At 50.7% G+C, this 11,686-nt stretch carries 6 protein-coding genes and 1 other RNA gene; 4 read left to right on the top strand and 3 right to left on the bottom strand.

Annotation, left to right across the window (positions count from 1 at the left end; genetic code table 11):
• Nucleotides 1–216: 216 nt before the first annotated feature.
• Nucleotides 217–605: a transfer-messenger RNA gene (ssrA, locus tag H6F86_RS13515) on the bottom strand.
• 130 nt (nucleotides 606–735) lie between these two features.
• On the opposite strand from ssrA, the gene cobN reads away from it, so the two are divergent.
• The 3 genes from cobN (at nucleotide 736) to H6F86_RS13500 (ending at nucleotide 7,781) form a co-directional block, all read left to right on the top strand.
• A complete protein-coding gene (gene cobN / locus H6F86_RS13510; RefSeq protein ID WP_190449129.1) occupies nucleotides 736–4,875 on the top strand; it encodes a cobaltochelatase subunit CobN in 4,140 nt (1,379 codons plus the stop codon).
• 108 nt (nucleotides 4,876–4,983) lie between these two features.
• The gene (locus tag H6F86_RS13505) at nucleotides 4,984–6,837 is read left to right on the top strand and encodes a ShlB/FhaC/HecB family hemolysin secretion/activation protein (protein ID WP_190449154.1); all 1,854 of its coding nucleotides are present in this window, start codon (nucleotides 4,984–4,986) and stop codon (nucleotides 6,835–6,837) included.
• Between the two features lie 89 nt (nucleotides 6,838–6,926).
• A complete protein-coding gene (locus tag H6F86_RS13500; protein WP_190449128.1) occupies nucleotides 6,927–7,781 on the top strand; it encodes a type IV pilin-like G/H family protein in 855 nt (284 codons plus the stop codon).
• A gap of 2 nt (nucleotides 7,782–7,783) precedes the next feature.
• On the opposite strand, the gene H6F86_RS13495 is transcribed toward H6F86_RS13500, so the two are convergent.
• The gene (locus tag H6F86_RS13495; RefSeq protein ID WP_347240306.1) at nucleotides 7,784–8,608 is read right to left on the bottom strand and encodes a hypothetical protein; all 825 of its coding nucleotides are present in this window, start codon (nucleotides 8,606–8,608) and stop codon (nucleotides 7,784–7,786) included.
• 85 nt (nucleotides 8,609–8,693) lie between these two features.
• Nucleotides 8,694–9,296, bottom strand: coding sequence for a DUF1517 domain-containing protein (locus H6F86_RS13490; protein WP_190449126.1), 603 nt, complete (start codon nucleotides 9,294–9,296; stop codon nucleotides 8,694–8,696).
• A 396-nt stretch (nucleotides 9,297–9,692) separates the two neighbouring features.
• Between H6F86_RS13490 and H6F86_RS13485 the strand changes: the two genes are divergently transcribed.
• On the top strand, nucleotides 9,693–11,657 hold the full coding sequence (locus H6F86_RS13485) for an ABC-F family ATP-binding cassette domain-containing protein (RefSeq protein ID WP_190449125.1): 1,965 nt from the start codon (nucleotides 9,693–9,695) through the stop codon (nucleotides 11,655–11,657).
• Nucleotides 11,658–11,686: the final 29 nt, after the last annotated feature.

Below are 11,686 nucleotides of genomic sequence, written 5' to 3'. Positions count from 1 at the left end.
GTCGAGCGCGCAGCCTTATTGTCTCTCAAGTTAGAACTTAGGCTTAAATGATTGGCTGAATCAGGGGTATATCTAGTCAGGGCACATCTGGTTGAGCGAGCTTGCACAGCAACCTTGCTGCCAAAAAGCAATCCAGGCAACTTGTAATAGTATTGAAGCGCGAAGCTAGGAAAAAAGCTGAACCGAGTAGAAGATTACTTTTACTTGATCGGTTTTAAGTGGAGCTGACGGGAGTCGAACCCGTGTCCGCCCTGGGTATTGGTACACCGTTCGTTCACAGGCTTAGCTTCTCTAATCCTCAAAGCGGGAACCATCCATTATCCCGGACGGTGGGATTCTCTGATAATTTCTTAGCTAGAAAGCCTACCAGAGAAAGCTTCCTAGAGCATCCGTTGGGGGTTGTCTGTCATACTTAACGGAGTCTGTATGACAAACGCTCGAACCGGTTAGAGGTTGTTAGGCAGCAACTAGTGCTTGCTTACGAGCAAAGGGTACAATGTTGTTCGCATGTACGTTGTTTGAGCCATTGATTTATGAGAGTTAGCTCGCTCTCAGCCTGAATCACACTGTATTGTTCGCCAAAACGTCGAAACCGTTACAGCCCCATACATCTCTATATTATACCTTCTCTTTGCAGATGTAGGTTGCTGTGGAGTAACACATCGCGACGGTAAACGCGTAGTTCAACTGCAATAATGGTAGCCACTGTCCGCTATCGTTACTTGTTAAACGCTAATGCATCGTCTTGCTACTTTGCCGGGAGGCTGGAATCCATCCTCAGATGGCGTGATTTTTGTTGAACAACAGCCCGCGCCGATCGTCGTGATTACCGCTGCGGATACTGATATTCAAACGCTTGCTGTTGCTGTTGCCCAACTACCCGCAGGCTTTCCGTCGTTACGTGTAGTGAATTTGCTGCAACTTCAGCAGCAGTTGACGATCGACACATATGCGGAAGATGTTTTAGCCAACGCAACAGTCATTATTGTGCGCTTGATTGGCGGGCAGTCTTACTGGAGCTATGGGTTAGATGTAGTTGAGCAAACGGCGAAAGAAACGGGTGCCGCGCTCATTTTTATTCCTGGTGATGAACGTCCTGATCCAACGCTGACCAGTCATTCTTCTGTTTCGCTGGCGCTGGTCAATCAGGTGTGGCAGTACTTTATTGAGGCGAGCAGTGAGAATTATCAGAATCTACTGAGGTTTGTTGCGGCGGAGTTTTTGCAGCAGGCGATCGACTACAAGCCGCCGCAATCAGTACCGCGTGTTGGGCTTTATAGACCCTCTGGCACGTCTTTGGCGGAGGCTACTGTTCATACAGATTGTTGTGGCTTCAATGAAAGCCCTCTCCGGGGGACTTCCCCCCGGTCCCCCGCCGCTTGGGGTCCTAACTCCCCCAAACCCCCCGAACAGGAGGGTTGTGGTGAAAAGCAGGTATGGCTTGAGGGTGATCTATTAAATGCTGAAGTTTCTGGGGAGACGGCGTTAGAAAAGCCTGTTGCAGTGTTGAGTCATGAAAAAGATGGAAAAAAAACGCGGGGCGTGGCGATCGTCTTTTATCGGGCGCATTATTTGGCAGGTAATACAGCAGCGATCGATGCTCTTTGTGAGGCATTAATTAGGCGGGATTTAACGCCTGTACCCATTTTTGTTTCGTCACTTAAAGAGCCGGACGTACAGGCAGAACTTAAGTGCTATTGCAGCCAGAATGTTGACGTTTTGCTGAACACGACTAGCTTTTCGTTGGCGAGTTTAGAAACTGATACGCCTAAAGTTGATTTATGGCAGACGTTGAATGTGCCTGTTTTTCAGGTCATTTTTAGTGGTGGTACTCGTGAGGCTTGGGAAGCAGGTGTACAAGGATTAACGCCTCGAGATATGGCAATGAATGTTGCCTTGCCAGAAGTGGATGGCAGAATCATTACGCGAGCCGTTTCTTTCAAAACAGTGCAGACTCAAAATGCACTTTTGCAAACGGATGTAGTGGTTTATGAACCAGAGCGATCGCGTATTGAATTTGTCGCAGCATTGGCTTCTAATTGGGTGAAATTGTGTCAAACTCCGATCGCAAAACGAAAAATTGCGCTTATTCTCGCGAACTATCCCAACCGTGATGGACGGTTAGCCAATGGAGTGGGTTTAGATACGCCAGCAAGCTGCTTAGAAATCTTGAAAGCGCTTCAGAATGCTGGTTATACCGTGCCGGAGTTGCCTGAAACCAGTGATGATCTGATGCAACTGCTTGCGGCTGGAATCACAAATGATCCAGAAAGCTTAGATCTACGATCGGTCAGCCAAGCCTTACCATTGAAGGATTATCAAGCTCACTTTCAAACACTGCCGCTGCCAGTGCAAACAGGCATTCAAAATCGTTGGGGTAAGCCTCCTGAAACAGATGCCTTTCCGATTGCAGGTATGCAATTTGGCAATGTGTTTGTTGGCATTCAACCAGCGCGTGGATACGATCGTGATCCCACTCTTAACTATCATGCGCCTGACTTAGAACCGACCCATTCGTATCTGGTGTTTTATCACTGGGTAAACGCTCACTTTGGTGCCAATGCTGTTGTTCATGTAGGTAAACATGGCAATTTAGAATGGCTACCAGGGAAAAGCGTGGCGCTATCAGAAAATTGCTATCCCGAAGCGGTTTTTGGTGCCATGCCACATTTCTATCCCTTCATCGTGAACGATCCGGGTGAAGGTTCTCAGGCAAAACGTCGATCGCAAGCAGTCATTCTGGATCATCTGACGCCACCGATGACCCGCGCTGAGTTATACGGTAGTTTGCATCAGTTAGAAGGCTTGATTGATGAGTATTATGAAGCCCAAACGCTTGATCCAGCACGAGTTAGTTTGATTCGCGATCGCCTCATGCAACTCATCCAGCAGGAAAATCTTCACAAGGATTTGGGCATTGAAACTGAGTTGTCTGATGAGGCTATTACTAAGGTTTTAACTGCTGCTGATGGCTACTTATGTGAACTTAAAGAAGCTCAAATTCGCGATGGTCTGCATATTTTTGGGCAATGTCCTGATGGGCGACAACTGCGCGACTTAATCGTTGCGATCGCTCGTAATCCCAACGCCAATCGTCTTGGTTTAACCCGCGCGATCGCCCAAGATTGGCAACTCGACTTTGATCCACTCACCGCTACATTAGGCGATGTTTTAGAACCCACTCAGCATCCCGCTCTCCAAACTTGCCGCATCATTGGCGATGCTGTCGAAGTCATTGAAACCCATGCTGCCACCCTTGTCGAAGCACTTCTTACTCATCCAATAGCTTTAGTTACAAACGCTAAACCCCCTTCGATCGCTCCTGTCTCTCTACCTAAGACTTCCTATTCAGGGGACTTCCCCTCGGTCCCCCACATGGCGGGGGACCGAGGGGAAGTCCCCCGGAGAGAGCCTGAAACCGAACTAACAGTGCCTGCATACGATCTCTGTCCGCAACACACCATTGGGCAGCAAACGCAACAAGAATTGCTTTGGGTGCGCGATCGCCTCCTCCCCGCCCTCCGCCAAACCGATCAAGAAATCATCAACCTCCTACGCGGCTTAAACGGACACTACATCCCCAGTGGTGCCTCCGGTGCTCCCACTCGTGGGCGACCAGAAGTATTGCCTACCGGACGCAACTTTTACTCTGTAGACATTCGCGCCATCCCCACTGAAACCGCTTGGGACATCGGACGCAAAGCTGCCGAAACCCTGATAGAACGATATACTCAGGAACACGGCGAATACCCCAAAACCTTAGGACTATCCATCTGGGGAACCTCAACCATGCGAACCGGTGGCGATGATCTGGCAGAAGCACTCGCCTTGCTAGGCGTACAGCCTGTCTGGGATGGCGTCTCACGACGGGTCATTGATTTCGAGATTCTGCCCCTATCCTTTTTGGGTCGTCCACGAGTAGACGTAACCCTGCGGATTTCTGGCTTCTTCCGCGATGCATTTCCTAATTTGATCGACCTTTTTGATAGCGCCGTGAACGCTGTAGCAAATCTCAACGAACCTGCTGACCAAAATCCCCTTGCCGCTCAAGTGCAGCAGGAAACCTTGCGCTGGGAAGTTGAAGGACTGATGGCAGAACAGGCAGCCACACGATCGCGCTACCGCATTTTCGGCTCCAAACCCAGTGCTTACGGAGCCGGACTACAAGGCTTAATTGAAGCGCAAAACTGGGAAAGCGACGATGATTTAGCCCGCGCCTACATTAACTGGAGTGCTTACGCTTACACCCGCAACGCCGAAGGGAAATCAGCCCCTGAAGCCTTTACTCAAAGACTCGGCACCATGCAAATTGTGTTGCAAAACCAGGACAACCGTGAACATGATTTACTCGATTCAGACGATTACTATCAGTTTCAAGGTGGCTTAACAGCGGCAGTACGCTCTGTATCAAAAACTTCTCCAGAAATCTACTTTGGCGATCATTCCCGTACCGCACAGCCTAAAGTCCGTAAACTGAGTGAAGAAATTGCCCGTGTTTACCGTTCTAGAGTGGTCAATCCTAAATGGATTGAGGGTGCAATGCGTCATGGCTATAAAGGTGCGTTTGAAATGGCAGCGACACTTGATTATTTGTTTGCCTATGATGCCACCACTCACTGCGTTGAAGACTTCATGTACGAAGGCGTTGCAGCGGCGTACGTCTTTGACCCAGCCGTGCAGAACTTCATCCAAAAAAGTAACCCCTGGGCACTGCGCGACATGGCAGAACGACTGCTAGAGGCGAACCAGCGCGGCTTATGGTCACAGCCTGATCCTAAAATGCTAGACCGCTTAAAAGCGATCGCTAACGAAGCCGAAGGGACGATCGAAGCACAGTATCCTGAAACACAGCATTCTGCCATTCACCTCACATGAGATGATGAAGGAGATATTTTTTGTAGAAAAATTTAAGACGTTTTGCCCTTCAAAAAGTTCTAAGTCTTGTCACTCCTGGGTATATAGATGTCGTGGCTTACTGGTTCTATGCAGAGTGCTTCTACAACGTTCCAGCTTGGGTGCAGTGTACTAATTGCGGTTAGTCTTGTTACCGCAAAACCTGTGAAGGGTCAGGATGTGGAACCAGAGCGATCGCCCCAGCTTTTGCTGACTGTACCCACGGTTGCAAAACAGCCTCATCCGCCAACGGTGCTGTCAACTACGGTTGCCCCAGTGAGCCAGCTTACAATCGCTCAAGGCATCCCTGCTAACGCTGCGCCACAACAACTACCACGAGAACCGTCGCCACCGTCTACGCAACCGCCTCCAGCTTCTACCCCTGCACCCTTACCGCCCCCTGATCAGCTGCTGCCGCGACCCGGTTCACAGCCAGCAGCGCCATTTGAAAACACGCTTGAGACCATTACGGTCGAGCGCTTTGAGGTTGTTGGCAGCACCGTGTTTAGTGCAGCAGAGTTTGCCAAAATTACGGAACCGTTTACTAAGCGTCCACTCGCGATCGTCGAATTGTTTCAGCTTCGGTCTGCCATTACGCAGCTTTATCTTGACAAGGGCTACATTACGTCTGGAGCCTATGTGCCACCACAAACGCTTCAGCGTGGAGTCGTGACCATTCGGGTCATTGAAGGTAAGTTGGAGACCATCACCGTTTCAGGTACCCGCCGACTCAGCCCAAACTACGTGCGATCGCGGCTGGCAATCGCAACAGGCGCACCGCTGAACCGTGATCGACTACTAACAGCCTTACAGCTGCTCCAGCTTGATCCACTGCTGCAATCCCTTTCGGCAGAACTCTCTGCTGGCACCCGTCCCGGCGAGAGTGTGCTGTCGGTACAAGTAACAGAAGCTCGTTCTTTGAACTCGCAGCTTACTTTTGATAATGCACGTGCGCCTAGCGTAGGAACTAATCGTCGCCAAATTCAGATTAGTCAGGGAAACACTATAGGTTTGGGCGATCGGCTGAGTGCTTCCTACACCAACACAAATGGCAGTAACGCGATCGATTTGGGCTATGTACTGCCGCTCAATCCGCGCAATGGCACTCTGAGTCTCAATTATGGCAGCGCTGCCAGCTCGATTATTGAGCCACCCTTTGATGTGCTCGAGATTGAGTCCAAAGCCCGCTATTATGAACTCGCGTTTCGCCAGCCGCTCGTCCAAACGCCTACCCGCGAACTGGCAGTTGGCATTACCGCCACCCATCGCCAAAGTGAAGCCACGCTGTTGGATGGACTCATTCCCTTTCCAGCGTTGGGAGCTGATCCCGATGGCAAAACACGCCTTACTGCCCTGCGTTTTTTTCAGGAAGCAACCTGGCGCAGTGGTACAGAAGTGATTGCACTCCGCTCCCAGTTCACCGTCGGGCTAAACGCTCTCAGCGCCACTATTAACCCTGACTCCCCCGATAGCCGCTTCTTTGCATGGCGTGGACAAGGGCAGTGGGTGCGGCTGCTAGCTCCCGATACCTTGCTGTTGGTGCGCGGCGACTTACAACTGGCAGACCGACCGATGCTACCACTGGAACAGTTTGGTTTGGGTGGTCAAGACAGTGTGCGTGGCTATCGTCAAGATGCACTGCTGACTGATAACGGTCTGTTTACTTCAGCAGAAGTGCGCTTTCCCATTCTGCGCCTACCTAAATTAAATAGCCTGTTGCAACTGACCCCCTTTATTGATCTCGGCACCGCCTGGAACCTGGGAAACGCACCCAATCCCGACCCAAGAACGCTCTTAGCGGTTGGTTTGGGGCTGCGGTTGCAATATAGCGATCGCCTGACGGCTCGCCTGGACTGGGGCATACCACTTACTGACATCAGTGGTGCAAAAAACACATTGCAGGAGAACGGGCTGTATTTCTCGATCGTTATAAGACCGTTTTAATGCGAAAGGAGAAGCAGAGGAACAATTCAAAGCTCAAAACTTTCCCTCCTTCCTCCTGACCGGTTCTGGTAAAGGTAAGATTGCTAGACATGAAGACCCTTTTAACTAATACTTGCGCTCAGTTGGCGATCGCAATGACACTCGTTGCGTGTAATCCTTCTCGACCACCTGTCACCTCTTCGCCACAGCCGGATGCACTGCCCGCCAGTCCCATAATTGCTAGCCCTTCACCGCAATCAACGGCGATTGCCAATCCGTTTGTGAAAGGTGTGGACAAAGCAGCGAGTGCCACTCAGTTAACGCAGTCTGCTCAAACTACAGACGATTGGAGACTGGTCGTTAGCCAATGGGAGCGAGCGATCGCCTTTATGAAAGCAGTGCCGCCATCAAGCCCTAACTACAAGGCGTCGCAGAAACTGCTACCGAGCTATCAGCAAGCCCTGATACGTACTCAACAACAAGCAAAACGCGGTGGCACCCTACCATCATCGAGTGTTGCCCAAGGTAGTGCAGAGGGCGGTGTTCCGCTGATAGCGGGCGACCAATCTGGTGCTAGCCCTGACGTATCAAAAGATGCTGTGAAAACGATGGAGGCTGCCATTACTATCAGTGCTTTATTGCAGCAGCAGCAGCAGTTTTTTGTTAAACAGAAGCGTTTTGCTTCTAGCCTCACAGAGTTAGGTACTAGCATTCCTGCAAGCACACCAAACTATAGCTACAGCACTGGTGTGAAGCAAGCCAAGCAAGTTATTGCTACAGCGACAGCGAAGCAAGACGGTATACCCAGCTACACAGGCGCGATCCTGTTCGCTAAGGATGACAAAAACAACGCAACGCCAGTGGCTGCCGTTTGTTTCACTACCCCGTTTGGAAGGACACCGCCGCCCCCGCCCCAATTAATTGGCAAGGACGCACAGTGCCCAGCAGGTTCTACTAAAATGTAAGGCTAACGTCGCCGACCAAAGCTACGTGATCGGGAACTACCAAAACCTCGGCTAGGGCTACGATAGGTGCGGTTGGGACGATCGGAGCGTCGCAGTGTGCTGTTGCCATAGCCAGTGCCAGTGGAACGATTCGCTTGTCCGGTGTTGCGCGTTCTGGCAGTACTGGAGGACGGTGATCGCAACTGTCCGGTTGTCCGCAACTGGTTGTTACGCACTGCTGCCGGAGGAGCCTGATACCGCGATTGGTATCGGTTTACGGCTTGATTGTAAGAGGAGCCATAGCCGCCGTATCCAGTCATAGGCACACCTGGTTGATACATGGGTGGCATATAGTACTGCGGTCTAAAGAGTAAGCTGCCGATCGCTTGCCCTGCCAATGCGCCTGCAAACGGTGTCCAGAAATTAGACTCTTGACGTACTACAACGGTTTCTGGGCGACCTGTCTCTGGATTGTTTTGAGTTTCCGTCACGTTATGAACGTACTCAATTTTAAAGTCCTCGGTGAGATGAAGAGACGGTTGACCCTTCTCAACCTTGAGGTAACTCTTCTTACCAGCCGCAATTTCTTCTTCAGTTAAACGAGCCATCTGTAGGTTGGTGGCGCGAAACGCAGATGATTCACCCGGTTTTGTATTGAGTACAGCTACGTTGTATTCGCCACCATCATCGTTGTAAGTTGCCTGCTGTACAGGGTACTCACCATCCGAAAGGCGGCTTTGGGCAACTGGGCGAGTTGATTGAGTTGGCTGCGATCGCGTTTCAGTATTTGAGTTGTTTGCAAGAGGACTGCCGCACCCGACCGAAGTCCAGATGAGCGTCAAAGTCATTGAGAGAACTAAAAATTTGCGAAGCATACGTCTAAAGGTGATTAAAGGTGTCAGTGAGTAAAGGGGCAGCCAAGGAAGAGTCAATTTAAAGTGGAATAAGCTCTGGGAAGTTGCTAAGCACCTGATCAGGTGTCAACTCATCGCCTAACCGTGCGGGCGAAAAGTGCACCTGAACGGCCCGTAGCCTTTCCTGGTAATGCAGATTGATCATTGCCTTTAGCCCTATTCTCAAAGCACTCATGTTGGCAAGATCAGTTTCCAGCTCTGGTACTTCGCCCTCAGAAGCAATCGTTAGCATTACAACAAGGTTACGGGTGGCAGGTAGGGTTAGCGGGTCACCAGCAGTCCCAACTGACTCCAGCGCTGGGGTACTGAGATAACGCTGTGCCGAATCGGTAAACAATTCTGTAACAAAATCGCCTGCCTCGCCTTCATCCCAAAAGACCTCCCCTTCGTTACCAGCAGCTTGCCAGTAGATGTCGTGCTGAAGTAAGCCCTGGCAAATTTCGACTAAGCCTTCTCCTAGCTCTTGCATGTCGCCTTCTGTATCTACAGCGTCACGCGCAGCACTATTAAGGATGCCTAGCAGCGGAGCGACTTCATCACCTACTAGATGGATAAAGATCCGACAAACAACAAACCGAGTTTTGCCAGTGAATTGATTAAGGCGATCGCGCCACGCATTCATGTCTTCTTTCCTCTGGTAATAGTGATAGTCGCGTTAATCAGGCTAGTCCTGCCACTACTGTATGCAGCCACTCGCATAAAACTATCTACCTCAGGTGTAGCCCACATTCTGGTCTGCATAAGGTGCGGATTTCTGCCCATTAGGTGACGGTTGGCAGAAGGCAAAAGGCAAAAGGTAGAAGGCGAAAGGCAAAAGGTAGAAGGCAGAGGGCAAAAGGCAGAAGGTGACATTTACTAATGGCTCCCCTAGCCCCCCTTCCCTCCTGCACCTCTGCTCCCTAGCTTCCCTAGCTTCTCCTCCCCCTTACTCCCTTGCCTCCTTGTGAGTGCTACCGTAGAACGGTGCTGAAAGAGTTTTGCAGCCATTATTCTTTAATTCAAAAGCCAAAATCGTTAGATGAGTATTTTTACGCTGCGATCGCTCCACAAAGACTTTGGCATCAAAGAGATTTTGCATGGTGCCAACTTTAGCCTGGATGATGGCGACAAGGTGGGGTTAATTGGCACCAACGGCTCTGGTAAATCCACGCTGCTCAAAATGATTGCGGGGCAAGAGTCGATCGACAGTGGCGAAATTCTCGTTAACTCTGGTGTTCGCATTGTCTATCTACCGCAGCAGCCAGAGCTAGACGACGATCGCACCGTCCTAGAACAGGTCTTTGCAGACAGTGGCGACCAGATGGCATTGGTGCGGGAGTTTGAGGAGGTTTCTGATAAGCTGGCGCACGGGCATGGTGATCCAGACCAACTGATGGCGCGACTTTCTAGTCTGACGCATCGCCTAGATGCAACCGGAGCCTGGGACTTAGAAACCAATGCCAAAATTATTCTGACTCGGCTTGGCATCGAGGACTTTGATGCCAAAATTGGCAGCCTTTCAGGTGGCTATCGCAAACGTATTGCCCTGGCAGCAGCGTTACTGTCGGAACCAGATGTGCTGCTGATGGATGAGCCAACTAACCATTTAGATGCGCTCTCAGTCGAGTGGTTGCAAAGTTATCTCAACCGCTTTCGAGGCGCACTGCTGTTGATTACTCACGATCGCTACTTTCTCGATCGCGTGACCAATCGCATTCTGGAGATCGATCGCGGCGACCTTTACACCTACAGCGGCAACTACTCCTACTACTTGGAGAAAAAGGCACTATCAGAAGACTCTGCCGCCAGCACCGAGCGCAAGCATGCAGGACTGCTGCGACGCGAGCTGGAATGGCTGAAACGCGGTCCGAAAGCGCGCAGTACGAAACAAAAGGCACGCATCGATCGCATCCGTGCCATGCAGGCAACCGAATTCAAGCAAGGGCATGGCAAAGTTGATCTGGCGACGGCAGGGCGGCGCATTGGCAAGAAAGTCATTGAGCTGGTGAATGTCTCGAAAGGCTACGGCGATCGTACATTAATCAAAAACTTCACCTACGAGTTCAGCCCCGAAGATCGCGTGGGGATCATCGGTGGCAATGGTGTTGGCAAGTCTACCTTGATGGACATGATCACCGGGCGCCTGCAGCCCGACTCTGGCACGGTCGAAATCGGCACGACTATTCACATCGGCTACTTTGACCAGCATTCCGATGACCTTACGCTTAAGCCTGAACAGCGTGTGATCGACTATCTCAAAGATGTCGCTGAACTGGTGAAAATTGCGGATGGTTCCGTCATCACTGCCTCTCAAATGCTGGAACGCTTTCTATTTCCTGGTAACCAGCAGTATGCCCCGATTAGCAAACTCTCTGGTGGTGAAAAGCGCCGTCTTTTCCTGTTGCGCGTGCTTATGAGTGCTCCAAACGTCCTCATCTTGGACGAGCCGACTAACGACTTAGATGTGCAAACCCTTGCCGTCCTGGAAGATTATTTAGAAGACTTCAACGGTTGCGTAATTGTTGTTTCTCACGATCGCTACTTCCTCGATCGCGTGGTTGATACCATCTTTGCCTTTGAGTCTGACGGTACTCTGCGTCAATACCCTGGAAATTACTCGGTGTATTTGGACTATAAGCAGGCAGAGGAAGGTGAGGAGAAAGGAGAAAGGAGAGAGAGAGAGGCGAAAGAGGAGAGGGAGGAAAAAGAAGAGCGGAGAGCGGAGAAAGACGTTCAACCGGAGCAACCCTTGCCCCTTGCCCCTTCCCCCTCACCCTCTAAAGCTCGCAAGCTTTCCTACAAAGAAAAGCGCGAGTTCGAGCAGTTAGAAGCACAGATCCCCGCTATGGAAGCGGAGAAAGAGCAGATTGAGCAAACGTTGTATAAAAACCCGCCGTCAGGTTTCACTGAAGTGCAAACACTGTCTTCTCGGCTAGCCGAGTTGAATGCTGCGATTGATACTGCAACTGATCGCTGGCTAGAGCTATCTGAACTAGCGTCTTAGCCCACAACAAGCTTTAATCTGTAACAGGT

This window comes from Phormidium sp. FACHB-592 (genome assembly GCF_014695795.1).
Lineage (GTDB): Bacteria > Cyanobacteriota > Cyanobacteriia > Leptolyngbyales > Leptolyngbyaceae > Stenomitos.
The sequence above is the reverse complement of the archived record's forward strand: the minus strand, read 5'-3'. Positions and strand labels throughout refer to the sequence as shown.